The 26,153-nt window shown below is 70.7% G+C and carries 12 protein-coding genes and 1 pseudogene; 9 read left to right on the forward strand and 4 right to left on the reverse strand.

The genetic code is table 11. The annotated features are described in order from the left end of the window. Window positions 1–27 precede the first annotated feature (27 nt). Window positions 28–522 carry a MarR family winged helix-turn-helix transcriptional regulator gene (locus ACWDVG_RS16945; RefSeq protein WP_451699980.1) on the forward strand — a complete coding sequence of 165 codons (495 nt, stop codon included), beginning with the start codon at window positions 28–30 and terminating at the stop codon, window positions 520–522. A 29-nt stretch (window positions 523–551) separates the two neighbouring features. Here ACWDVG_RS16945 and ACWDVG_RS16950 read toward each other — a convergent pair whose 3' ends face one another. Next, a complete protein-coding gene (locus ACWDVG_RS16950) occupies window positions 552–1,340 on the reverse strand; it encodes an AfsR/SARP family transcriptional regulator (protein WP_451699981.1) in 789 nt (262 codons plus the stop codon). 194 nt (window positions 1,341–1,534) lie between these two features. Between ACWDVG_RS16950 and ACWDVG_RS16955 the strand changes: the two genes are divergently transcribed. Continuing rightward, a complete protein-coding gene (locus ACWDVG_RS16955; protein ID WP_451699982.1) occupies window positions 1,535–2,380 on the forward strand; it encodes an AfsR/SARP family transcriptional regulator in 846 nt (281 codons plus the stop codon). A gap of 118 nt (window positions 2,381–2,498) precedes the next feature. Beyond that, complete coding sequence (locus tag ACWDVG_RS16960; protein WP_451699983.1) at window positions 2,499–3,281, forward strand: sirohydrochlorin chelatase; 783 nt, start codon at window positions 2,499–2,501, stop codon at window positions 3,279–3,281. Window positions 3,282–3,424: 143 nt separating this feature from the next. Here the strand turns inward: ACWDVG_RS16960 and ACWDVG_RS16965 are convergent, their stop codons facing one another. Continuing rightward, window positions 3,425–7,885 (reverse strand): FG-GAP-like repeat-containing protein, encoded by a 4,461-nt coding sequence (locus ACWDVG_RS16965; protein WP_451699984.1) that lies wholly within the window; start codon window positions 7,883–7,885, stop codon window positions 3,425–3,427. A 268-nt stretch (window positions 7,886–8,153) separates the two neighbouring features. On the opposite strand from ACWDVG_RS16965, the gene ACWDVG_RS16970 reads away from it, so the two are divergent. Both ACWDVG_RS16970 and ACWDVG_RS16975 read left to right on the forward strand, forming a co-directional pair. Next, the gene (locus ACWDVG_RS16970) at window positions 8,154–14,813 is read left to right on the forward strand and encodes a polymorphic toxin-type HINT domain-containing protein (protein ID WP_451699985.1); all 6,660 of its coding nucleotides are present in this window, start codon (window positions 8,154–8,156) and stop codon (window positions 14,811–14,813) included. After that, window positions 14,803–15,141: a hypothetical protein gene (locus tag ACWDVG_RS16975; RefSeq protein WP_210990285.1), complete on the forward strand. Its 339-nt coding sequence runs from the start codon at window positions 14,803–14,805 to the stop codon at window positions 15,139–15,141. The genes ACWDVG_RS16970 and ACWDVG_RS16975 overlap by 11 nt, the downstream gene beginning before the upstream one ends. A gap of 100 nt (window positions 15,142–15,241) precedes the next feature. Here the strand turns inward: ACWDVG_RS16975 and ACWDVG_RS16980 are convergent. Continuing rightward, window positions 15,242–16,129 (reverse strand): annotated as a pseudogene (locus tag ACWDVG_RS16980) (tyrosine-type recombinase/integrase); the annotation flags it as partial. 965 nt (window positions 16,130–17,094) lie between these two features. On the opposite strand from ACWDVG_RS16980, the gene ACWDVG_RS16985 reads away from it, so the two are divergent. Beyond that, window positions 17,095–17,466, forward strand: coding sequence for a hypothetical protein (locus ACWDVG_RS16985; protein ID WP_451699986.1), 372 nt, complete (start codon window positions 17,095–17,097; stop codon window positions 17,464–17,466). A gap of 135 nt (window positions 17,467–17,601) precedes the next feature. On the opposite strand, the gene ACWDVG_RS16990 is transcribed toward ACWDVG_RS16985, so the two are convergent. After that, window positions 17,602–20,592: a LuxR C-terminal-related transcriptional regulator gene (locus ACWDVG_RS16990; RefSeq protein WP_451699987.1), complete on the reverse strand. Its 2,991-nt coding sequence runs from the start codon at window positions 20,590–20,592 to the stop codon at window positions 17,602–17,604. A 643-nt stretch (window positions 20,593–21,235) separates the two neighbouring features. Here ACWDVG_RS16990 and ACWDVG_RS16995 point away from each other — a divergent pair. From ACWDVG_RS16995 to ACWDVG_RS17005, 3 genes are all read left to right on the forward strand, one after another. Then, complete coding sequence (locus tag ACWDVG_RS16995; RefSeq protein ID WP_071369419.1) at window positions 21,236–21,502, forward strand: acyl carrier protein; 267 nt, start codon at window positions 21,236–21,238, stop codon at window positions 21,500–21,502. Further along, window positions 21,486–22,457 carry a thioesterase domain-containing protein gene (locus tag ACWDVG_RS17000; protein WP_451699989.1) on the forward strand — a complete coding sequence of 324 codons (972 nt, stop codon included), beginning with the start codon at window positions 21,486–21,488 and terminating at the stop codon, window positions 22,455–22,457. The genes ACWDVG_RS16995 and ACWDVG_RS17000 overlap by 17 nt, the downstream gene beginning before the upstream one ends. Continuing rightward, a partial coding sequence (locus ACWDVG_RS17005) for a beta-ketoacyl synthase N-terminal-like domain-containing protein (protein ID WP_451699990.1) occupies window positions 22,454–26,153 on the forward strand: 3,700 nt, incomplete at its 3' end. The genes ACWDVG_RS17000 and ACWDVG_RS17005, both read left to right, overlap by 4 nt.

Genomic DNA, 26,153 nt, shown 5'->3' on the forward strand with positions numbered 1-26,153 from the left:
GGTCAGGCGGCTTCTTATGCTGAGGTCATGCCTGACGCCGAAAGTCCGATCACCGCCTCGCTCCCGACCGACGACCCGATCGGGCTGCAGTCCTTCGCGGTGCTCCTGCGACGGATGAACGCCGAGTTCAACCGCATCGCACTGGAGTTCGCCCACTCCCAGGGACTCCACCTCACCGACGTCCAGGCCCTGATCGCCGTCCTGGACTCGGAGGCGCACGGCCAGGGCGCGATGACCCCGGGCCGGCTGCGCAAGCAGATGAACCTCACCTCCGGAGCCATGACCGCCTGCCTGGACCGCCTGGAAAAGGCGGGGCACATCCACCGCGTCCGGTCCGCCGACGACCGGCGCGTCGTCCACGTCCACTATGCCGAGGCCGCCAAGCAGGTGGCACGCGACTACTTCCGTCCGCTCGCGCTCAGCACCGAGGCGACCCGCACGCAGTTCACGTCCGACGAACTCCACGTGGTGGTGCGCTTCCTCACCCGCATGAGCGAGCAGCTCGCGCTCGTCCGCAGCTGAGCCGGACGGGGGCAAGAGAGGCCGGGCGCTCAGCGCACCAGGGCCGGGCGGGGGCGCGGGGCGGGGGTGGGCTCCTCGTGGAGGATCACGCGGAGCGTGTCCTTCAGGCGGCGGGAGGGTTCGATGCCCAGGTGGTCGGTGAGCTGGCGGCGGGCGCTGTGGTACGTCTCCAGGGCCTCCGCGCGGCGGCCGACGTGGTAGAGGGAGAGCATCAGCATCTCGGTGATCTTCTCGCGCCACGGGTGCACCACGCTGATCGCGCGGAGCTCGCCGATCGCCTCCTCGGTGCGGCCGCAGTGGAGCTTCAGTTCCAGGCGGGTCTCCTGGGCGGTGAGGTACTCCTCTTCCAGCTGGACGGCCATGCTGTGACAGAGGGGGCTGTTGCCGACGTCCTGGAGGGGTTTGCCGCGCCAGAGGGCGAGGGCGGAGTCCAGGAGGTCGACGGCGCGGCCCGGGTCGGTGTCGGCGACGCGTTTCGCCTCCGTGGTGCGACATCGGAAGGTGTGCATGTCGACGGCGCTGGGGTCGACCTTGAGGACGTAACCGGCCGAGTGCGTGACGACGGGCGGGATGTCGTCGCAGGAGGCGGAGAGGCGGCCCAGCGTGCGGCGCAGCCGGGACACCTGCGCCTGGAGGGCGTTGTGGGCCGTGTGGGGCGGGTCGTCGCCCCAGAGTTCGTTGTAGAGCTGTTCGTTGGTGAGGAGCCGCCCGTCCGCGAGGAGGAGGGAGGCGAGGAGGATCCGCTGCCGATGGCCGGCGACGGGGGTCAGCTCGTTGTTCGTGATGATTCCGACCGGTCCGAGGATGGTGAATCTCATGGGGGAAGCCTCACACGGCCCCAGCAGCCGGTGCTTGAGACGCGTCTGATGCCCCTCTGGGCTTTCGCTGGAGTCGAGATCCGGCCAAAGCGATCACATGACGGTTCACGATCGATTGATGACCGGATCACTACTGGAGTTCGATCGCCCGTGCCAGCATCGAGGTGCTCACTGGTCCGGGGGAGGATGGCAAAGTGGAGATCACGTTGCTGGGGACGTTGGCCGCGCACCTGGGGGGTACGCCATGGACACCCAGCGCGGCCAAGCACCGTCAGGTGCTTGCCCTGCTGGCGCTGCGGGCCGGGCACACCGTGCCGATGTGGGAGCTGGTCGACGAGCTCTGGGGCGACAGCCCACCGCGCAGCGCCCAGGCGACGCTGCAGACGTACATGATGCAGCTGCGCCGGGCGATCAGCGCCGCCGGCGCCAAGAGCGGGGCGGAGTGCCGCGTCAAGGAGATCCTGGCGACCACGCACGGCGGGTACGTCCTCAACATCGGCTCCGGTTTCGTGGACGCCCTGGAGCACGAGAGCCTCGCCGCCGCCGGTCTCCTGGCCGCTCGCCGGGGGCACCACCCCCGCGCCTCCGAACTCCTCAACCAGGCCATCTCCCTCTGGCGGGGCAACGCCCTCTCCGACATCGCCCAGGGCCCGCCCCTCAAGGTCGAGACGCTGCGGCTCGAGGAGTCCCGCCTCAGCGTCCTGGAGACCTGCGTCGCCGTGGACCTGGCCGCCGGGCACACCGCCGAAGTGCTGAGCCGCCTCACCGAGCTGACGGCCCGCTACCCGATGCACGAGCGGTTCCACCTCCAGCTGATGGTCACCCAGTACCAGGTCGGACGGATCTGGCAGGCCCTGGAGACGTACCGCCGTCTGCACACCCGGCTCGTGACCGAGCTCGGGCTCGAACCCTCCGAGGCCGTCCGCGACGCGCACCAGCGGATGCTCCGCCGGGACCCCACCCTCACCCTCGACGTGGCCGGAAACGGCGGCCCGGTCGTCCGTGGAGAGTCCCCCTTCGGTCAGCTGCGCAGCGCCTGAACCTCAGCCTCGCCTCCCGGGCCGGTCAGCGCACGGTCAGTGCCGTGTGACCGGCCTCGCGTAGCGTGCCCCCCGCGACGGGACCCCCCGCCGCGGGGCAGGGGACGGGAGGTGCCCGATGGCCGTGGGCCGCACGCTCGCCGCCGCAGTACCGGGACCGGGCGTACGCGTCGGGCGGCCGCCGTCGACGACCGCCCTGCTCCTGGTGGCCCACGGCAGCCGCGACCCGCGCCACGCGGCCACCCTGCGCGGCCTCGCCACGGCCGTACGCTCCGCCGGGTGCCCACGGACCGCGCTCGCCTTCCTGGAGTTCGACCGGCCGGGCGTCCCCGACGCCTTGCGCGCCGCCGTCGCCGCCGGAGCCGAGCAGGTCGTCGTCGTGCCCCTGCTGCTCTCCCGCGCCTACCACGCCACCACCGACCTCCCCGCCGCCCTGGCCGGCGACTGGCCGGTGCCGGTGCGCACGACCGAGGTCCTCGGCGGCTCGCCCCTCCTCGTCGCCGCCCTCGAACGACGGCTGTACGAGGCGGGTCTCGGCCCCGCCGACCGGGCCGGCACCGGGGTCGTCGTCGCCGCGACCGGCTCCCGCGACCCGGACGCGCGCGCCTCCGTCGCCGCCGTCGCCCGCGAGCTGCGGCGGGCCGGCTGGGGCGACGCCCTCCCCGCGTACGCCACCGGCCCCGGGCTCCGCCCCGGCGACGCCGTACGCCACCTGCGCGCCCGCGGCCTCGCGCGCGTGGCCGTCGCCCCGTACGTCCTCGCGCCCGGCCTCCTGCCCGACCGCATCGCCGCCGACGCGACGACCGCCGGCGCCGACGTCCTCGCCGCCCCGCTGGGCGCGGCCCCCGAACTGGTCCGGCTGGTCGTCGCGCGGCGCGGAACAGGGGTGCGGGGCGCGTGACGGGGGAGAGGGGCGGATCCCCGGTCCGTACAGCAGAACAGGCACAGGTCCTCGCCGTCACCGCGGAGTGTCGCCACTCCCGGGCCGTCGAGGCCTGTGCCTGTCACCCCGGCGAAGAGCCGCGGGGCTGAGGTGGTGCTTCCCTACGCCGGGCTGTACCGCTCGATCATGCGGACCGAGTTGAACCACCAGTTGCCCGGGTCCGCTTCCCAGCCGCCGACGTGGCTGTTGAGGTCGCCGTCGGGCTGTGCCGTCCAGGTGAGCATCCGGACGCCGCCGTTCTCGTAGCCGTACATGCCGCCGACGTCGTCACGGCCGTCACCGTTGAAGTCGCCGGTGACGATCTTCAGGTTCTGACGCCAGAAGTGGCCGCTCGGAACGGACCACGCGGCCGGGTCGTTGCGGTCGAACTTCCCGGTCGCCGGGTTGTAGGTGAAGGTGATCATGGCGTCGTGGCCGTCGCCGTAGTCGTACCAGGTGAGGATGTCGTCACGGCCGTCGCCGTCGAAGTCGCCGGAGTGCAGGGAGGTGGCGTCGAAGCTGCCCCACTCGGGGCTGGTCCAGCGGGTGACGGGATCGTTGAAGGCGCCGTTCGGCTTGGCGGTGAAGGTGAACAACGTGGTGGTGCCGTTGTCGTAGCCGTAGAAGACGCCGATGTCGTCGCGGCCGTCGATGTTGTAGTCGCCGGTCGTGAACTTCATGTTCGGCGCGTACCAGCCGTCGGCCCGGTAGAAGGAGGCGAAGGGGTAGTTGAAGCCTCCCCGCACGTTCGAGACGAACGTGAACAGCTTGTCGCTGCCGTCGCCGTAGGCATACCAGGTGGCGATGTCGTCCCGGCCGTCGCCGTTGAAGTCACCGGACAGGACGCGGATGGCGTCGAAGTTCCAGTGGCCGGCGGGAACCTGCCAGGAGACGAACGGGGCGTTGAAGGTTCCGTCGCCCTTTCCGAGCCAGGTGCGCAGATTCATGCGGCCGTCCTCGAAGCCGTAGAAGGAAGCGATGTCTCCGATGCCGTCACCGTTGAAGTCACCCGTCGTGTGCTTCATGTTCTCCACCCAGTAGTTACCGGAGGCGGTTTCCCAGGCATGGACGGGGGCGTTGAAGACGCCGTTCGCGTCGGTGGTGAAGGTGTGGAGCTTGTCGCTGCCGTCGGAGTAGTTGTACCAGTCCGCTATGTCGCTGCGGCCGTCGTTGTTGTAGTCGTGCCGGACGGCCGAGCCGCTGGACCAGTACGACTGTCCCCTCGCGTCGTAGAACGTGAGGTCGCCGCGGTCGGTCAGGACGGCGTAGCCGTCGGCCGTGCTCGGGGAGACGCCGCTCAGCGCGCGGACCGTGGTGCCGTCCGTGCGGCGGATCGTGATGTTGCCGTCGCGTTCGACGTGAGCCGTCGCGCCGTTGTTTCCGATGGTCTGGGAGGACCACAGGACCTTGTTGGCCTTGGACTTGATGACGAGGTTGCCGTCCGCGCCCATGATCAGCGTGTTGGACTTGGAGGTGACGCTCTGGCCGGACGCGAGGGTGGCGCCGGGGAAGAGCCGGGCTCCGCCGATGATGCCGTCGATGGCGAACTGTGCCCCGAAACCGGTCAGGTTCGTGGGGCTGCCGGTGCCGCGCCAGCCGGTCATGGTGTTGTCGGTCCTGCGGGCCCAGAGGTCGACGATCTGGTCGCCGACGACGGTGGCCCCGGTGGCCGGCTTCTGGCCGTCGAAGTCTCCGGGGGTTCCGAAGGTGGGGTATTTCGCCTTGGGGAGCAGTCCGGTGGCGATCTTCGTGCGGGTGGCCGGGGTGCCCCACTGCCTGTAATCGAACTGCTTGAGCTTCTCCGACCCGTAGGAGCGGTAGATGTCGCCCGTGGCGTCCTCGCGCATCAGCAGGTCCGCCAGGCCGTCGCCGTTGAGGTCTCCGGGCGTGGCGATGGTGAACTTGTCCCAGTCGGCGCCTCCGACCGGCTTCGGTCCGCCCATGGCCGTGAGGTTGGCCTGTCGGCTGCCGAGGTAGGCGTAGAGCTTTCCGGCCACCTTGACGAGGACGTCCGGCTTCTGGTCCTTGTTGGTGTCCGTCACCGCCACCTGACTGGCCTGGGCCCAGTGCTTGATGACTGCGTTGAATGCCGTGAAGCGGTTGGGATCGATGACTCCGGATCCGGAGCCCGTGTAGAAGCCCATTCGGTAACCGCTGTCCGCGGTGTTGTATTCGAGGGCCACGAGGTCGTTGTAACCGTCTTCTCCCCAGTCCCCGCTGTAGGCAACCAATTCATCGGGGAAGGATTTGGCATCGCTTTCGCCCAGTTGTCCGCCATTCACGGCGGCGCTGAAATTGGTGCTTCCCTGGCCGGAATAGGTGAGCAGGGCGCCGTAGCGGTCGACGCTCCAGATGTCGGCGAATTTGTCGCCGTTGAGGTCGCCGTCGGCGTCACGGACCTTCGATGCCCGGTTGGCGTAGTAGAGGTACGTGGCGGTGTCCGAGCGGTTTCCCGCCTTGTCGACGCTGTAGGCGTAGATGAGGTGGGGGCCGACGGAGGCCACGCGCGTCCGCACGGTCGGCTTCGTCGCGGGGGTTTCGCGGACCTTGGGGTCCGTGTCCGTCCACCACACGTACGACTGGACGTCGGTGACCGACGCCGGTCCGAACGTGAAGTCGGCGTCGGCCCGCGCCGGGCCGGTGGGGTTGGGCCAGCCGTTGTCACCGCGGGGGTAGACGTTTCCGACCGAGGTGATGGTCGGCGGCTTGGAGGGACGCGTCCGGTCTACGGAGAACTTGCAGGTCGGGCTCCACGGGGAGGCCGCGTTCTCCTTGTCGAAGGCGCGGACTTTCCACGTGTAGCTGTCGGTGGGGGTGTCTCCCGCCGGAAGGGCGACCGTGACGACCCGGCCGTTGATCGCCCCGGGGATCCGGTAGGTCTTGGGGGCGCTCAGCGCACCGTCGAGTACGAACTCGGCGGTGAGGTTGCCCGTCTCCTCGTCGCTCACGCGGGCGTGGAGGCTGACACTGGTGTTGCCGATGACGCCGCCGGAGGTGCACGCGGTGTGGGGGCTGGTTCCGAGCTGGTCGGGAGCCGGCGGGAGGGTGTTGTACTCGAACTCGAGCACCGCGGTCTTCGGGTCGAACTTCTTCCACGCGTAGACGTCGGACTGGTCGGCGTAGAGGCCGAACGTGATGTGCCGGTCGCCGCGCTTCGCCGCCGGCGCGACGACGCGGGTGGCGTCGAATTCGAGGTCGCCCGCCGCGCACTCGGAGGTGCTTGCACCGTCGGCGATCCAGCCCTTGGCGGCGTTGACGCTGCTGAGGACCGTACCCACCTTGCTGGGCGGGTTGTTCCAGGTGGTCTTCCGGGAGATTCCGTTGACCTGCCACAGTTCGACCGGTCGTGCTGTGCAGGACCAGGACCAGGTGTTCTTGATGCGGAACGTCGCCTTGGAGACGTTGGTGTGCGACACGGGGCCGAGGTTCATCTGGAAGAAGGAGTTCGACTTTCCGCCGGTGTCGCTCTCGTAGCCGACCCGGACAACCTTCTCCTTGTCCCAGTACGCGTTGTTGGGCCAGAGGCTGTGGATCCAGGACCAGTGGTTCCACTCGCCGTAGTCGATCTCGGGATCGATGTAGACGGGATAGGTGGTGTCCGCGCCCTGGAGCAGCTGCTGGTCGGGCGTGACGGTCAGGACGTCGTTGCTGAGCGTGGTCGGCATCTCGGCCTCGGTGGCGCCGACGCCGGGCTCGAAGGCGTCCTGGGGTTCAGCCGTCTCGCCCTCGCTCCCGCCCTCTCCCGCGGCGGCCATCGCCATGGCGGACATGCCGCCGGAGGCGGGGGCCGCGGTCGGCTCGGGGGTGTCCCACATGGCCGGGGCGGTGCTGGTGAAGACCTCCTGGCCGTCGGAGTCCGTCGCGACGAGCATGCCCGTCGTTTCGTCCTTGGCCAGGTCGAGTCCCACGGTGTTGGTGGCGAAGCGCAGCTGGTCGAGCTCGGGGTTGGCCGCCGCCTCCCGGGTCTTGACGATCAGGACCTGGGAGAAGCTCTCGACCTCGGCCTTGAGCTGCAGGTCAACGCCGGGAAGGACCTCGGCGTACGTTGCGATGTTGCCCGCCAGGGTGGGGACGGGCAGCGGCTTGGTCCAGGTCAGGCTGAGCGTCCGGCCGTCCTGCACGCCGGTGACCATCGGGCCCGTGCCGCCTCCGGAGAACTGGATCCCGACCGAGGCCGCCTTCGGCACGACGGTTCCGTCGGCCGCGAAGACGAGCGTGGGATCGGCGGCCACCCAGGCGCCGTCCTGCATGACCCACTTGACGGACGCGTACTGTTTGACCGTGAAGGTCCCGTCCGGCATCGCCCAGGTGTCGGCGGCCTCCTGGCGGCGCGAGACCACCTCGACGGGCCGGCCGGTGGCGGCCGCGTCGAGCGACGCCTTCTCGGCCTCGGTCATGGATCCGTCGGCCACGGGGTCCGACTCCAGCGCCATGGACGCGAGCGCGGGTGCGGTGGCCGGAGTGGTGGCGTGGGCCGGCAGGACGCTCACGCAGGAGGCCATGAGCCCCCCGGCGAGAACGGCGACGAGCAGACGTCTCCCGCGTCTGCCCGTCGCCCCCCATTTCTGAACTGTCATGGACATGAAATCCCCTCCCTATTGGAAAAGCGTGCCCAGCTTAACCCTGGCTGTCGCGGGCGCCTTTTGGTCGATTGCGCCCCTCCGGGCCGTAATGATCTTGAAGCGGACATCAGCCCCCAAGAGGCCTCAATTGCTCCTGATTGCATCATGAATCTTTATTTTCCATTGGTGCCTTGTTAGTGTGCGGGGAATTTTTGTCTCCATTAAGGGGTGGGGCGTGCGCCTATTGGGCGAGCGTGGATGGATCGGAGCGGTAGCGACCGCTCTACTCGTGGGCCTCTTGCCCGCGACGGCGGCCGCCGGGCCGATGAGTCAGGAGGGGCCGGACCTGCCGGAGCTGAGACAGCCGCCCGGGGTGGCCGTCCGGGAGATGGATTTCGGCCGCGACAAGGTCAAGCCCACGGCGGCTCCGGCGTGGAAGGCGCCCAAGGTCACCTGGCCGTCCGCCGGCAGCGAGACGGTCGAGACCGGGACGGCGTCATCAAGGCGCGCGAAGGCCCTCCCGGTCGCACTGGCACCGGCCGGTCGCGCACGTACCGCGGCCGAACGGCCCGGCAAGGTGCAGATCACCGTCACCGGCCAGGACGCGGCGCGCAAGGCGGGTGTGGAAGGCGTCCTGCTGTCGGTGGGCCGCGCCGACGGCGCCCGCAGCGCCGGGGCGACCCGGGTCGAGGTGAGCTATGACGCCTTCCGCGGCGCCTACGGCGGCGGCTGGGCGTCGCGCCTGCGCCTGGTGCGGATGCCGGCCTGTGCGCTCACGACGCCGGAGAAGACGGAGTGCCGCACGGGTACGCCGCTGCCCACGGCGAACGACACGGAGACCCGGACGCTCGCCGCCGACGTCCCCCTCGCGGCCGCCTCGGCCTCGGGTTCGGGCGCGACGGTGCTGGCCGTGACGGCCGGCGACAGCGGTCCGACGGGAACGTACAAGGCGACCTCGCTGGAGCCGTCCGGCTCCTGGAGCGCGGGGGGTTCCACGGGCGCGTTCAACTGGTCGTACCCGGTCTCCGTACCCGCTGTTCCCGGTGGCCTTCAGCCGGGCATCGCGCTGACCTACAACTCGCAGGCGGTCGACGGCCTCACCGGAGCCTCGAACACGCAGGCCAGCTGGATCGGCGACGGCTGGGACTGGAGCCCCGGATACGTCGAGCGCCGCTACAAGTCCTGCGAGGACGACAAGACCGGCGGCACGAACACCACCAGGGTCGGTGACCAGTGCTGGTTCAACGACAACGTGGTCATGTCCCTGGGGGGCAAGACCACTGAACTCGTCTACGAAGCCGGCAAGGGCTGGCGCACCGCCAACGACGCGGCCGAGAAGGTCGAGAAGCTGACCGGCGCCGACAACGGCGACGGCGGCACCGCTGGCGTCGACGGCACCGGCGAGCACTGGAAGATCACCACCGCGGACGGCACGCAGTACTTCTTCGGCCGCAACAAGCTGCCCGGCTGGCAGGACAACGGCACCGCGGCGGACGACCCGGTCACCAACGCGGCCTGGCAGGTCCCGGTCTTCGGCAACCACTCCGGCGAGCCCTGCTACAACGCGTCCTTCGCCGCCGCCTGGTGCCAGCAGACCTGGCGCTGGAACCTGGACTACGTCGTCGACCCGCGCGGCAACGCGATGGCGTACTACTGGAACAAGGACACCAACCACTACGGCCGGAACGTCAATGTGACGACCGGCGCGTCGACCAAGACCCCGTACCACCGCGGCGGTTCGCTGCAGCGGATCGAGTACGGTCTGGCCGACCCCGCACCGTACCGCTCCAAGGCCATGGCCAAGGTCAACTTCGGCCTCGGCGAGCGCTGCCTGACCACGTGCGGCACGTTCGACGCGACGAACGCGAAGAACTGGCCGGACGTCCCCTTCGACCTGTACTGCAAGGACACGGCGACCGCCTGCACGGGCAACACCTCGCCCTCCTTCTGGTCGCGCACCCGTCTGACGAGCATCACCACACAGGTGCTGACCGGCGGCGTCTACAAGGACGTCGACCACTGGGCCCTGGCGCAGACCTTCCCGGCCGGCTCCGGTGACGGCATCTCCACGCCCATGTGGCTCAACAGCATCACCCGTACCGGACGGGCGGGCGCGACGCCCCTCACCCTTCCGGCGACCACCTTCGCCCCGGTGCAGAAGGCCAACAGGGTCGACGCGGTGGGCGACGGTCTCGCTCCCTTCGTGCGGATGCGCATCGCCGCCATCACCACCGAATCCGGCGGCGCCATCGGCGTGAACTACCTCGACACCGGCTGTACGCCGACCAACCTGCCACCGGCCGACGACACGAACACCACGCGCTGCTACCCGGTGAAGTGGGCGTACGAGGGGGAGACCAAGAAGCTCGACTGGTTCAACTCCTACGTCGTCGACACCGTCACCGAGGACGACAACGTCCTCGCCACGCCCAACACGCTCACGAAGTACTCCTACCTCGGCGGGGCGAAGTGGGCGAAGAGCGAGGACGAGTTCAGCAAGCCCGAGGACCTGACGTATTCGGTCGCCCGCGGCTACCACCGGGTCCAGGTCCGCAAGGGCGATGTCACCACGGCGAAGACGCTGACCGAGAACCGCTACTTCCGCGGCATCGACGGCGAGGACGTTCCCAACTCCGCGAACGTCTCCGTCACGGACCGCGAGCAGTTCGCCGGCATGCTCCGTGAGACAGCGGTCTACAACGGCGACGGCGGCGACCTCGTCTCGGCAACCTCGTACACGCCGTGGCGGTCCGCCGCGACCGCGACCCGCGCCCGGCCCGCGGCCGTCGGCGACCTCGTCGCCTACCACACGAACGTCGGGGTGGAGGAGACCAGGAAGACCGTGTCCAGCGGTGTCCGGACGACGCGCCTGGTCCGCACGTTCGACGCCCAGGGAATGCTCACCACCGAGTCGCAGCTCGGTGACGTGAGCAAGGCAGGGGACGAGACCTGCTCGTTCATCACCTACGCGCGCAACACCGGCGCCAACATCCTGACCACCGTCTCGCGCGTCGAGAAGGTGGCGGCCGACTGCCAGGCGACCGCGATCTCCCGGCCGGGCGACGTGATCGACGACGTGCGCACGGCGTACGACGGCGCCGCCGTCGGCACGGCCCCGACCAAGGGGCTCGTCACCCGTAAGGAGCGGATCAACGGAACGGGCACCGGCTACGACGTCGACACCGCGGTCCCCAGCGTCTGCGGCGCGACCAAGACCCAGCTGTGCTTCGACCGCTACGGCCGGGCGATCGCCTCGTCGAACGCCGACGGGGAGATCTCGTACATCGACCACTACCCGCTGACGGGCGAGCCGGCGACCAAGGTCACGCTCACCAACCCGCTGCAGCACAAGGTGGTCACCGAGTTCGAGCCGCTTCGCGGCCGTACGACGAAGATCACGGACGCCAACAACAACGTCACCACCAGCACGTACGACGCCCTCGGACGCGCGGACAAGGTGTGGCTGCCGACGCGGCCCCAGGCCACGTACCCCAACGGCCCGCACATCGACTTCGACTACCTGATCCGCACCAGCGACTCCTCCGTCATCACGAAGAAGGTGCTCGACCACAACTCCGAGTACCAGAGCACGTACGAGCACCTCGACGGCCTGCTGCGGCACCGCCAGACGCAGACCAGGTCGCCCGACCGCGTCGGCTCGCTCATCAGCGAGACGTACTACAACTCCCGCGGTGAGGCCTGGCTCGACTCCGGCGTCTACTTCGCCGCGCTCCAGCCGTCCACTACGCCCGTCACCGGGCAACAGACCAAGTACCCGGCCTCGACGGAGACGACCTTCGACGGCGCGGGCCGCCCTACGGTCGTGACGTCGAAGCGGTTCACCGACCCCGTCGAGGTCACCACCACGACCTACACGGGTGACACGACGACGGTCGTCCCGCCCGCGGGCGGCACCGTGCAGACCGTCGTGGTCGACGCGCTGGGCCGCACCACGGAGATGCGCGAGTACGCCGGCGCGAACCTGACCGCCCCGCAGTCCACCTGGTTCAGGCACGACAAGCGCGGACTCCTGGAGCAGATCACCGACGCCTCCGGCGCGAAGTGGTCCTACACCTATGACGTCCGGGGACGTCAGACCCAGGCGGTCGACCCCGACAAGGGCACGGTCAGAACGACGTACGACAAGGCCGACCGGCCCGTCGACATGACCACCGTGCGGACCACCGAGCCGTCGATCACCCTCCGCAACACCTACGACCGGCTCGGCCGCCGCACCGCCCTGAGCAAGGGCACGACCAAGCTGGCGGAGTGGACCTTCGACACGGTCGCCCTGGGGCTGCCCGCCTCGTCGACCCGCTACGCCAACGGCAACGCCTACACCAGTGCCGTCACCGCGTACGACGAGATGAACCGCGCCGCCGGCACCTCGGTGACCATCCCGGAGGCCGAGGGAGCGGCCCTCGCCGGGACCTACGAGTGGTTCCACTACTACGACCAGAACACCGGCCAGCCCGTCGCGACCGAACACCCGGCCATCGGCGACCTGCCCGGCGAGATGGTCTCCTACAGCTACACCAACGGCGGCCAGCTCAACACGCTGCACTCCGGCGTCGACCCGCTGATCGCGGCCGCGACGTACGACCACTACGGGCGCAACACGCGCCTGGAGTACGGCAGCTTCGCCCAGCAGCTCTTCGTCACCAGTGAGTACGACGACCACACGAGCAACCTGACCCGCAGGGTCGTCGACCGGGAGCTGGCGCCCCAGCGCGTCGAGGACACCCGCTACACCTACGACCTCGCCGGGAACATCACCCAGATCGCGGCCGGCTACGGCCAGGACGCTGCCCGCACCACCGACACCCAGTGCTTCGCCCTCGACGCCCTGCGGCGCATCACCGAGGCTTGGACCAACACGGGTGAGACCTGTGCGGCGGCTCCGTCCGCCGCGGTCGTCGGAGGCCAGGACCCGTACTGGACCAGCTACACCTACGACGCGGTCGGCAACCGCAAGACGGAGGTCCAGCACCAGACGCCCGCCGGCCCCGCCACCGACACCCTCCGCACCTACGCGGACCCGACCCCCGGCACGCACGACCTGACCTCGGTCACCCAGACCGGGTCCGCCCCGCGTACCGAGACCTACACCTACGACGACAACGGCAACACCAAGACCCGCAAGATCGGCAACAGCGCGCTCGAGACGTTCGAGTGGGACGACGAAGGGCACCTGAAGTCCGTCACGAAGGTCACGGACGTCAGCAGCTTCGTCTACGACACCGCGGGCCAGCGTCTGCTCCGGCGGGATTCCACGGGCACCACGTTCTACCTGCCCGAAGGCAACGAGCTGCAGCTCAAGAAGGGCGCCACGACCGCCAACGCGACGCGCTACTACGGCTCCACCGCCCTGCGCACCGCCAAGGGGCTCGTCTTCACCCTCGCCGACCACCTCGGCACCAGCACCACCCAGATCACCGCCGACGCCAAGCAGACCGTCACCCGTCGCAAGACCGGCATCTTCGGCGGACCGCGCGGCACCCAGCCCACCGGCTGGACCGGCGACAAGGGCTTCGTCGGCGGCACCAAGGACCTGGACACCGGCCTCACCCACATCGGCGCGCGTGAATACGACCCGAACCTCGGCCGTTTCATCAGCGTCGACCCCCTGCTGGAGATCGAGAAACTCCAGACCCTGACCGGTTACAGCTACGCGGCCAACAACCCCGTCACGTTCTCCGACCCCACGGGCCTCGGTCTCGACGACGGAACCGGCCACACCGAGCGGACGGACGGCCAGGCCGGCCAGGGCGACGGGGTGCAGCGGCACGACAGGGGCGGTCAGACCCTGACGGTCAATGACGTCACCGCGAATGACAACCCGGTCAACATCGTCGAAGAGTTCATCACCACGACGGCGAAGAAGAACCTCGGCACCGGCGCCGCGTACAAGAAATGGCGGAAGAAGTACCAGAGCGAGCTCCACAAGGCGCCCTGGCGCGACTACTTCATTCCTGAAGATCTGGTGGCCGCTGCCGCAAACTCCTGCGGAGGTCCCGACGGGGGCATCTGCACGGAGGACATGCGATGGGATCTGGCGTTCCTCGACCTCTTCAAGGTCCTCGTCGTCGCCGCGCAGTTCGGGGACGACAGCGGGATGCGCGCCGCCGGTCACGCCGGAAAGGGCGGCGGGAAGGCGAACGCGAAGGCGGGGCAGACGTCGACTCCGCTGAGGTACTGCAATCAGTGCTTCCTCGCGGGCACGGACGTGCTCATGGCCGACGGGTCGACCAAGGACATCGAGAAGATCGAGGTCGGCGACGAAGTTCTGGCGACCGATCCGGAAAATGGCGAGCGCGGTGTCCGAAAGGTCACGCAGCTCATCGTCACCGAGGACGACAAGCACTTCAACGAATTGACCGTCGCCACGGAGAAGGGGGCCGCGAAACTCACCGCGACCCACGAGCACCCGTTCTGGGTGGTCTCCGAAAACCGCTGGCTCGAAGCCCGCAGTCTCGAGCCGGGGATGACGCTCCTCACGGACCGCGGCGCCGAGGTCTCCGTCACCGGCAACAGGGCGTACACGCGCCATGCACGGACGTACAACCTGACCATCGACGACCTGCACACGTACTATGTGCTGGCGGGCGCCACTCCGGTACTGGTTCACAATTCCAACTGCCCCCTCACAACGATGTCTTCTGTCATTGGCGAGGATTCAGCACTGACGAAGGCCGCACAGCAGGCAGGGAAGAATCAGAAGGTTCAGGCCGATCTGGACAGCCTGTTTCAGCAGCTGTCGCGCGGAAATATGAATCCGGGCCTCGGAAGTAAGGCGTTGGCCGGAACGGATGTCACCTACGCGCGAGGAAGGAACGGCGGTCGCCTGTTCTTCCGGAACGTTGACGGAGGGATCCAGGTCGTCGGGAAGTCCGATAAAGCGAACGAGTCCAAGGTGATTGCGAGGCTGAATCAGCTCTATGGCCAGTGATCCTCTCTACCGCGTAGAGAACCAGCAGTTCAGCGCGCTCTTCATGTTGGGTGCAGAGGACGACAAGGAAACCGTTGAGAATGTAGACGCGGAACTCACCCTCCCGGATGGGACACGGTGGAGTGCCACGTTCATGACGCTGCGCGCGATCGCGCAAGTGATGGATCGATGGAAGGAGACTGGAGAATGCTCCGGCGGGGCATATTTTCAGTGTCCCGATCTCGTGATCATTCCGGAGGGGGGTCTGGCTGCGATGCTGGATTCCTTCAAGGGGATTATCGATTCAGGCGGACCTGAAGGAGTCTTGCAGTTCCTGGACGAAAGCTAGCTCGCTCGTAGGCGCTGTCGAATAGTGAGGCAGGATGCCCCTTTCCCGATTGGTGGAGAAAGGGGCATCCTGGTCTTTGACGGCAACGCTGACGGCAACGTCAGCGGACGACGGCTGCGGCAGGTGGGTCTTCGGGGCCGTCGTCCGCTGAGCCGAGGGTGTTGCCGAGGGTGTCGATGGCTTGGCGTTGGAGGCGGAGTCGGACGTGCGCGTAGACGCCGGCGGTGACGCCGATGTGGGCGTGGCCGAGGAGTTCCTTGATCACGACGAGGTCGACGCCCTGTTCCAGGAGCAGGGTGGCGGTCGAGTGTCGGAGGTCGTGGAAGCGGATGCGTCGGAGTCCGGCCCGGTCGAGGAAGCTGCGGAAGCGGCGGGTGAGGTTGGCCGGGTCGAGAGGCCGGCCGGTAGGGGTGGTGAAGACGAGGCCGCTGTCCTGCCAGGCTGACCCTGCTGTCCCGCGCTCCTTGTCCTGCTGCTGTTTGTGCTCCTTGAGGGAGTGGAGGCATTCGGTCGGGAGCGCGATACGGCGCTCAGACGCCCGGGTCTTGGTGGGCAGATGCGTGAGGCCGCCGGTGCGGGTGCGCTGGAGCGAGCGGCGGATGCTGGCCGTTCCGGTTGTGAGGTCGAGGTCTTCCCAGAGGAGGCCCAGGAGTTCGCCCTTGCGGAGTCCGGTGCGCAGCGCGAGTTCGTACAGCGCGTGGAGCCGGTCCGTGCGGGCGGCGTCGAGGAACTGACGAGCCTCCGTCGCAGTCAGGGGCCGGAAGCGCCTGGGCCGGGGCATGGCGGCTTTGACGTTCCGGGCGACGTTGCGCGGCAGCTCGTCCTCGCGGACGGCGTGTTCCAGAGCCGACTTGAGCACCGAGCGCACGTAGGTCACGGTCAAGGGGGACAGCCGTTTCTGGCAGCACTCGCCGATCGCACAGCAGTTCTTTCGTTCGGTGTCCAGGCCCTGGGTGCAGCACTGACAGGTGGTGCGGAGCCGGTCAAGGCGACCCGCTGACGCGGGTCGCGCGCGGCACGGCCGCCCACCCGGCCCGCTCTCGGCTCCGCCACCGCGGGCCGGCCAGCGACCAGGCCGCGCAAAGACAGCACAGCGGACGACCGGAAGCGCGGAGAAAGCCGGACACGCCAGCACGGCGAACGCCAGGCCGACGGCGAAGCGACGGCGGGGAGTTGGCCGGGGCGTAGGCCCGGGGGTGGGGCCGGTCGGCTCCGTGGGCTTTACCCACCTCCCCGGGCCGGGGCCCGCGTCGGGCAAGGCCAGGGGGCCACTCGTTCAAATTCCGGGCAGGTCCAAAGCCTGCCCGAGTTGCCGGCCAGCGTACGGCCCCCTGACCATGCCCGACCCCAACCCGGGCAGGACACCGGCCAAAGCCCACTCCACCGCCCTCACGTGCGTAGCCGTCTGACGGCAACGCCGACGGCAACAGAGGCGCACAGCACGGCACTTCCATGCACACCCACGGACAGGCCGGAATTCGCTGACCAGCGAAAATGCAGGTGCCGCCCGCCCGGCGCGCACACGTACTATGTGCTGGCGGGGGCCACTCCGGTTCTGGTACACAACTCGAACTGCCCCACTCCGCGCGGTTATCCGAACCGGGAACTGCCGAAGGACCCGCGGACCGGTGAGCCGGCCCCCGACCCGGCGGCTGCGGGGTACCCACACACGCAACTCGGGATCAAGCTCAGTAAGCGGAACCCTCCCTACGCTCAGGCTCGGGAGTTCGATGCAGACGGCAAGCCCGTCAGAGACGTCGACTTCACTGATCACAACAGGCCTCAGAACCATACCAATCCCCATCAGCATCGTTGGAATGAGAACGCAACAGGGGGCACCCGTAGCCGTGGTGTTCCGGAACCCATGGATTAGGTCACCAGATGAGTAGAGTCGCAGAGTTTCTGATGCATGGCACTGACGGCCACTCAATCGAGTTGAGTAGCTTGCTCGCCATGATTCCGGACAATGATTGGATGTGGTCCGTTCTTGAATTCGGCGGGATCGTCCAGGGAAATTCGGGAATGGAGTACTCCGACATCCGGCAGAGGGTGGATTCGTCGCCGCATGGCTATGTAATGTCGTGGGAACAGGTTCGAAAATTCGCAGCCGGTGTCCGGCAGTGTTTCGACCTGCTGCTCGTAGCGGTGAGTGATCGCCCCAAGCTCAATCCCGAGCTGTTCGCCGCTGGTGACTTTGCCGAGTGCTTCATGATGCTCTCGGCGAGCGACGGCACATGGTGGACGGTGGAGATCAGAGCCGAAACGGACCAGGGAGCCGCCCTCGCGGCAGGCCTTCGAGCGAGTCACGGAGTCGAACTGAGCTAGAGGAAGCGAAGCCAGAACGTCGCTGAGGCGACTGAAAGCCCCGCCGGGTGAGTGCCTCCCGGCGGGGCTTCCAGCTAAGCGCAGGCAGTGCTGCAGTTGCGACATGGGACCTGCCGACTCGGCGCGCCCTCGGTGTCAGGCCGCGGCCCCGCGCAGGGCCGGGAGGGTGGGGTCCGGGAGGGCGTGGGGGAGGTCCGAGCGGGCCGTGATGCCGAGTTTCTCGTAGACGCGGTAGAGGTGGTTCTCCACCGTGCGGACCGAGACCACCAGGCTGTCCGCGATGTCGCGGTTCGACAGGCCGCCGGCGGCGAGGGCCGCCACCTCGCGTTCGCGGGTCGTCAGCGGGGCCGCCGGGCTCGGGGTGCGGTGTTCCTCCGGGGTCACCCAGGGGGGCAGCGGGCCGCCGTACTCCGCCAGGAGCCGCGCGCTCGCCGCGCGGGCCAGGCGGCCGGCGCGGCGGCGGCCGCCCTTGCGGTAGGCGGCGGCCGCCTGGCCCGCCGCCTCGGCGGCCAGGGGGAGGGCGCCCATGGCGCGGAAGCCCGCCGACACCGCGTCCAGGGCGGCGCCGTCGTCCCCGGCCAGGGCCAGCACGTGGTCGGCCTGGAGCCGCATCAGGCCGGAGCCGCCCGCCGCGGCCAGGCGCGCGGCGTGGGCCGCCGCGCGGGCCGGGTTCCCGACCCGGGCCGCCAGGTGCAGCGCCGTCAGCGCCGTCGCGGGGCGGGTCCCGGCGCGGCGGGCGACCTCCCAGGCGCGGCTGCTCGCGCCCGCCCGGTCGCCCGCGTGCGCGAGGACCACGGCGTGTTCCAGGACGACGGCGTCGTCGGCCAGCGGGAAGCCGGGGGTCCCCCGCAGCGCGGTCTGCGCCTCCACCAGGGTCCGCAGCGCCTCGGTGGGGCGGCCCGACTCGGCCAGCGCGCCCGCGAGTTGGGCGAGGATCCAGGCCGGTGTCGTCAGCCAGTCCCGCGGCACGCGCAGCGCGCCGGCCCGGCGCAAGAGGTGGACCGCCTCCGCGGGGCGGCCGAAGAAGCGGAGCAGGCGGGCCCGCAGCACGGCGATCTGGAGCCGGCGGAGCTCGTCGTCCGTGGTGGTGGCGTGGTGGCCGATCTCGTCGAGGAGGTCCGCCACCCGGGCGAGGTCGCCCTGCGCGAAGGCGCACCGCGCCGCCACGACGAGGCACTGGAGGCGGGCGTCCGGCCGCCACGCGCCGAGGTCGCCGACATGGCGGTCCATCAGCCGCAGGGCCGTGTCGGGACGGCCCCGTTCGCTGTGGGCCAGCGCCGCGGGCGGCAGGAGGGCCTGGACGACCTCGGAGTCGGCCCGCTCGCCGGGCAGTACCCGGTCGCCCAGCTCCGCCGCCCGGTCCGGCCGGTCCGCGAGCAGGGCCAGGACGGCGCTGAACCCGTGCAGCGCGTCCACCCCTTCCGGTACGCCCTCCACGACGGCCGTCGCCTCGGCGACCCGGCCCGCTCCCCAGGCGAGGACGCCGGCCCTGGCGCGTACGGCCTCGACCAGCTCGTCCCGGGGGACCCCGGGCGCCTGCCACGCGGCCCCGTCCCGGAACGCCTCGGCGAACACCGCCTCGGCCTCCTCGTACCGGTTCTGCCCGGCGAGCGCCCGTCCGAGGAGCAGCTCCGCGCGACGGGTCCCGTCGGCGCGACCCGGCGCCCCGCGCTCCCCGTGACCGCGGGGGGCGGGCACGCGCGCGGTCCACGTGCCCGGGCGGGAGAGGGTGGCCGAGGCGGGGGAGCGCGTCGGCGGGGCCGCCGTGCCCACGGCCGGCACCCGCCCCGCACCGGGTGACCGGGACACCTCCGGCGCCCGGTCGCCCGTGCGCGGCGCGGGCAGCGGCGCGCGGTCCTTCGCCCGCGGCGCGAGCGGGTTCCAGGACGCCTCCGGTGCCCGGGGCGCCTCCCGTGACGGTGTCCAGGGCAGGTCCCACGCCGCCTCCCGCACCGACACCGCCGGTCCCGCGAGGCCTACTTCCTCGTGCGGCGGGTCCTCCAGGGCCAGGCGGCACAGGCGCTCGGCGAGCACACAGTTCTGGTGGTGGACCGCCGTGCGGGCGGCCGCCAGGAGGGTGGGGGCCGGGGGGACCGTGCCCGCCGCGACGCGGAGGGCGACGACCCGCAGGACGTCCTCCTCCCGCCGGGCGCCGGTCGCCTCGATCGCCGAGGCCATCTGGAGGCGCAGCCGCTGGGCGGTGAGGCCGGACATCCGGGACGTCACGACGGGGGCCGTGAGGGAGAGGGCCAGCCGGATGCCGATCCGGCGGCCGGCCGTTTCGAGCTGGACGACGCCGCGTTCGTCGAGGGCCTCCGCCGCGCGGGCCAGGCCGAGGCGTTCGGCGACCTCGTACTCGACGTGGCCCACCACGGAGAGGGTGCTGACCAACTCCTGTTCCTCGCCCGTCAGATCACCGAGGCCGAGGCGCACGATGTCGGCCAGTCGGCGCGGCGGCGGTGCCAGGAGGCCGTCCCAGCGCCAGTGGTCGCCGACGCGGCGCAGCGAGCCCTCCGACAGGGAGTGCTCGACGAGTTCGTGGAGGAGCAGCGCGTTGCCGCCGGTCGCGGCCCAGAGGCGTTCCGGGGTGCCGGAGTCCACGGGGCCGCCGACGCGGCGGTGCACGATGGCGGCGATGGCGTCGCGGGCGAGCGGCTGCACCTCGATCCGCTCCACCAGCCGCTCCACCCAGAGTTTGTCGACGCCGGTGGGGAGCGCCGTGTCCCGGCGGGCGGTCGCGGCGACCGTCACGCGGCCCGAGGCGCTGAGGCGGTAGAGGTGGTGGGCGGACGCCTCGTGCAGCAGGTGGGCGTCGTCGAGGCCGACGACCGTGCGCCGGGCCGGGTCGCTGTGCCGCCGGGCCGACTCCAGGTGGTCGAGGCACTCGGAGACCGAGCCGAAGTTCTCGGCGCAGCCGCTCTCCGGTCCGCCGACGCCGCCCACGGCCACGACGGTGCGGCCGCCGGCCGCGAGGCGTGCGAGCGAGGCGGCGAGCAGGCGGGTCTTGCCGACGCCCGCGTTCCCCGTCAGAAGAATTCCGCCGCCCTTCGACAGGGCGTCGTCGACGGCCCCCAGCTCTCCTCGGCGAGCCGTGACCGCCCAGGAGTCTTCGATCTCGGTCGGCATTTCAGATCTTTCCCAACTCTCGGTGAGAAGACAGTCCGCGCGATGACCGGTGGCGGATTGTTTCCTTCCCCGTCGCCGCCGTGTCACCGTTGTCCCGATCACGCGTGCCGCAGTGCATCCGAATTCCTGGACGCGGCCGGGGTCAATGGCACGTCGCCTGCCGGGCCGGTGATTCAGGTCACCGCCGGGCGAGGGGAATCGGGCAGGGAATTGCATACGGCGCTCCTCACGATACGAGAGAGCCCGGACGGGGCGCTGAGCCGCTTCTGACGCGCCGCTGACATTCCGGAAGAGCTTCGGACCAGGCTCGATGGGGCTGTCGGGGCCGTTTCGGGCGGCTCGCCTGCGGTGGGAGGGGCGTCGGGCGGAGCCGTACGGGCCGGGGTTCCGGTGTCGTTCCTGGTGGGCCCGGTTGTGGCGGTGCGCGGCCGTCTCCGGGCCGGGTGCGTTCACGGCTCCGGAAATGCGAAGTCGTCGGCCAAAGGGCGTGTTGCGCAATCAGTGAAGCTCTCCCTAGGCTTTCGAACTGCGAGCGGAGGCCTGACCGCTCATTGTTCTCTCACGTAGACCCGTACACCCCGGAAGCCTCTTTCTTTGGCGTCCGGGGTGGCAGGTGCGTGCAGGTTCTAGAAAGGAACAGGTAATGGTCAAGGTCACGGCCGGCGAGGTTCAGGAATGGCTTGTGCAGAAGATCGCGGACCGGCTCGGTGAGGACCCGTCGAGCATTTCTCCCGGACAGTATTTCGACGAGCTCGACCTCGACAGCACCGAGGCGCTCGTCATCGCCGGCGAGATGGAGAACTGGCTCGGGTTCGAGCTCGGCACCACGGCGCTGTGGTACCACCCGACCATCGAGGCCCTGTCGGCGCACATCGCCGAGGAGAGTGCCCAGCGTGGCGCCGCGGCCTAGCAGAGCGGCCGCCGCACGGGTGCTGGTACGCCACCGGGCGACGCCGCCCGGGGGCCGTACCGTCTACGCCGTTCACCCCGGGGCCCTGCCCGTCGTGGCCTGGGCCAACCTGGCCGGGGCACTGCCCCAGGACACGGGCTTCGTCGTGCTCGACCTGGGCGCGGTCCCCGCGTACCTGGAGGCGGCGCTGAATCCCGGTGCGTCCGGCCTGACCGTCGACCGCCTGATCGACATCCTCGTCGACGCCTACCGCGCCGAGGTACGGGACGCCGGCAGGCCCGGCCCGGTCACCTTCGTCGGCTGGTCCTTCGGCGGGGTCGTCGCGCAGGGGATGACGGAGCGCCTGGAGCCCGAGGAGCGGCCCGACGGCGTGGTGCTGCTCGACAGCATCGCGCCCACGCCGTCGTACACCTACGCGGAGGACGACGGCATCGACCCCGGGCTCGTCCTGCGCTGGTTCGCGATGTTCCTCGGCGCGAAGCGCGGCACGGCCGTCCCCTTCCGCACCCCCGGCACCGGCACCGGCCCGGCAGCGGCGGAGGGCGCGGTCACGACCGCGGCCCTCGGCGCGGACCACGTCCTCGTCGGCCTGGAGCAGCTCCTCGGGGACGCCGTGGCCTGCGGCGCACTGCCCGAGGGGACACCGCTCCAGAGCATCCGCAAGCTCTTCGACGCCTACACCGCGGGCCTCCTGCGCAACAACAGGCTCACCGCCTCGTACCGTCCGGTGCCCGCGACCGTGCCCCTCACCCAGATCAAGGCGCACCACAGCCTCATCCCCACGGACCCGACCCTCGGTTGGGACGAACTGGCCGACCGCACGGTGGCGGCCCACACCGTGCCCGGCGACCACTACACGATGCTGATCCGCCCGGACGCCTCGCGCGCCATCGCCGGTCTGATTCCGGCCTCCCGGCCTCCACAGCTCGTCACGACCCGGAGGGACACGCAGTGAACGAATACCAGGAACGGATGCTCGACCGCAGACTCGCCCGGGACCCCATCGCCATCGTCGGTCTGTCCGGACTCTTCCCGAAGTCGCAGAACGTTCGCGAGTTCTGGGCCAACGTGGTGGCCGCGGCCGACTGCACCACCGAGGTGCCCGCCGGGCACTGGGACGTCGACGAGTTCTACGACCCCGACCCCTCGGCGCCCGACAAGACCTACGCCAGGCGCGGCGGGTTCATCCCCGACGTACCCTTCAACCCGCTCGAGTTCGGCCTCCCGCCCAACACGCTCGAAGTGACCGACGTCCTGCAGCTGTTGAGCCTCACGGTCACCCGCGACCTGCTCAAGGACGCCGGAGCCGACCGCGGCTGGTACGACCCGAAACGCACCGGCGTGGTCCTCGGCATCACCGGCGCCAACCAGCTGACCCAGCCCCTCACCGCGCGCCTCCAGAGCCCCGTGCTCAAGGAGGTCGTCAGGAGCTGCGGCCTCTCCGAGCGCGACGCCGAGGAGATCGCCGCCAAGTTCCGCATGGCGTACGCCCCGTGGGAGGAGAACTCCTTCCCCGGCATGCTCGGCAACGTCGTCGCCGGCCGGATCGCCAACCGGTTCGACCTCGGCGGCATCAACATGACGATCGACGCCGCCTGCGCCAGCTCCCTCGGCGCGGTCCGCACGGCCGTCAGCGAGCTCCTGGAGGGGCGCGCCGACACCATGCTGACCGGCGGCTGCGACGCCGAGAACACGATCTTCATGTACCTCTGCTTCAGCAAGACGCCCGCGCTCTCCAAGTCCGGGCGGATCCGCCCGTTCGACAGCGAGGCCGACGGCACCCTGATCGGCGAGGGCATCGGCATGCTCGCCCTGCGCCGCCTCGCCGACGCCGAGCGCGACGGCAACCAGGTGTACGCCGTCATCCGCGGCCTCGGCACCTCCAGCGACGGGCGCTTCAAGTCCATCTACGCCCCCCGCAAGGAGGGCCAGATGGAGGCGCTGCGCCGCGCCTACCAGGACGCCGACGCCGCCCCCGACAGCATCGAGCTGTTCGAGGCGCACGGCACGGGCACGGCCGTCGGCGACGCCACCGAGCTCAGCGCGCTCACCGAGGTCGTCGCCAAGGACGGCGGCGAGCGGGGCTACGCCGCCATCGGCAGCGTCAAGTCCCAGATCGGGCACACCAAGGCGGCGGCCGGCGCGGCCGCGATGATCAAGCTCGCCTTCGCGCTGCACCACAAGGTGCTGCCCCCCACCATCAACGTGGACCGGCCCAGCTCCGCCTTTGGCACGGACAGCCCCTTCTACGTCAACACCAAGGCGCGGCCCTGGATCCGCGACCCCAAGCGGCCCCAGCGGCGGGCGGCGCTCTCCGCCTTCGGCTTCGGCGGCACCAACTTCCACGCCGTCCTCCAGGAGCACGGCGACGGCGACGACGTCGCGGTCCGCTTCCCGGTGGCCCGCGTCCACCTCTGGCACGCGCCCGGACCGGAGGCCCTCGCGGACGCCCTCGCCGCCGGCACCCCGCCCACCGGCGGGCCCGTCCCGGCCGGCCACGCCCGCGTGGCGTTCACGGCCCGCGACGCCGCCGAGGCCGACGCGCTGCGCACCCTCGCCCTCGGCGAGCTGCGCGCTCGCGCGGAGGCCGACGCCTGGTCGCACCCCAAGGGGGTCCACTACCGGCGGTCCGCCGCCGACACGGGCCGGGTGGCCGCGCTCTTCGCCGGACAGGGCAGCCAGTACGTCGAGCCCGGCCTGAGCGCCGTGCTCGCGCTGCCGCCGCTGCGGTCCTCCTTCGACCGCGCCAACCAGCACTTCCGCGAGGACACCCCGCTGTCCCGGGTGGCCTTTCCGCCGCCGCTCGTCGACGCGGAGGGGCGGGCCGCCCAGGAGACCGCGCTGCGCGCGACCGCCTACGCCCAGCCCGCCATCGGCGCGCTCTCCGCGGGCCACTTCCGGTACCTCACCGAACTCGGCTTCGCCGCCGAGGGCTTCCTCGGCCACAGCTTCGGCGAACTCACCGCGCTGTACGCCGCCGGCGCCTACGACGAGGACACCCTCCACCGGCTGGCCCGCGCCCGCGGCCGCGCCATGTCGCCCGCCCCCGGGCAGGCCGCCGAGGACACCGGCGCGATGGCCGCGGTCTTCGCCCCCGAGGAGCGGGTCGCCGCACTCCTCGCGGAGCGCGAGGGCCTGCGGGTCTGCAACCGCAACGCGCCCGACCAGATCGTCGTCGGCGGCGCGACCGCCGAGGTGGACCGCCTGGTCGAGGCCGCGGGCCTCGCCGGGGTGCACGCCCGCCGGCTGCCGGTCTCCGCGGCCTTCCACACGCCCTTCGTCGCCCACGCCGTGGACGACTTCCGGGCCGTCGTCGACACCGTCGACATCACCGCCCCGCGCGGCCGCGTGTACGCCAACAGCCCCGGCGCCTCCTACGGCGCCGACGTCGACGCCAACCGCCGCGTCCTCGCCGAACAGCTCGTCCACCCCGTGGAGTTCGCCACGCGGGTGGAGGAGATGTACGCCGACGGGTTCCGCGTCTTCGTCGAGTTCGGCCCCGGCTCGGTGCTCACCGGCCTCGTCGGCCGCATCCTCGGCGACCGCCCGCACCACGCGCTCGCCCTCGACGGGGGACCGGGCAAGGACGCCGACCTCACCCTCAAGCAGTCACTGGCGCGCCTCGCGGTGCTCGGTCTCCCGGTCGCCGTCACCGACCGGTACGCCGCCGCCGTCGAGGAGCCCGCCCCCGTCAAGGGCATGACGCTGATGCTCAACGGCATCAACTACGTCTCCCCGGAGCGGCGGGCCGCCTACCAGGACGCGCTGGCCAACGGCTACCGCGTGGCGGTGCCGACGGCGACGGGGGCCGCTGGAGCGACGGGGGCCGGGGCGCCGGTTCCCGGGGCGTCCGCCGCGGGCACGGCCGTCACGGCGCCCACCGCCGTCGCCGCGCCCGGCGCCGTACCCACGACGGGGGGAGCGGAGCCGACGGTACGGGCGGAACTCCCGGCCCCCGGCCTGCCACGGGCGGCCGCCCCCGTCCGGGCGACGGAGCAGCACCTTCCCGAACCGGCCCCGGACGTCCCGGCGGACACCGGTGGCGCGGCGGGGACCGTCCGCGTCCCTGCGGAGACCCTGCCCCCTGCTCAGGAGAACGAGCACATGCCCAGTGACCGCTTCACCGAACTCGTCTCGGACCACCTGTCCCTCCACGACGAGTACCTCAACGGCCAGCTGCAGAGCGTCGAGCGCCTCACGCGCATCCTGGAACGCGCCGCCGACCAGGGGAAGCTGGACCAGGTCCTCCCCGGTGTGAGCTCCGTCAAGGAGCACGGCCTCGCGATCGGGCGCACCCACGCGCACGCCAACGACGTCCTGCGCCAGCTGGCCCACCTGGAGATGGGCGGCGCCACCGCGCCCGCGGCCCCGGCGCCGGCGGTTCCCGCGCCCCGGCCCGCCGTCCAGGCGCCCGCCCTGCCGGAGCCGCCCGTCGTCCCGGCGCTGCCCCCGGGCTGGACCCCGCCCGCACCGGCCACGGCCCCGGCGCCGGCTTCGGTGCCGGCTTCGGTGCCGGCCGCCACGCCGGTCCCGGTCCCGGCCCCTGTGCCTGCCCCTGCTGCTGTCGCTGGTCCCGATGTGGGGACGGTGCGGTCGGTGTTGTTGGCGGTGGTGGCGGAGAAGACGGGTTATCCGGCGGAGATGCTGGAGC

It is taken from the genome of Streptomyces sp. NPDC003327, assembly GCF_053589515.1.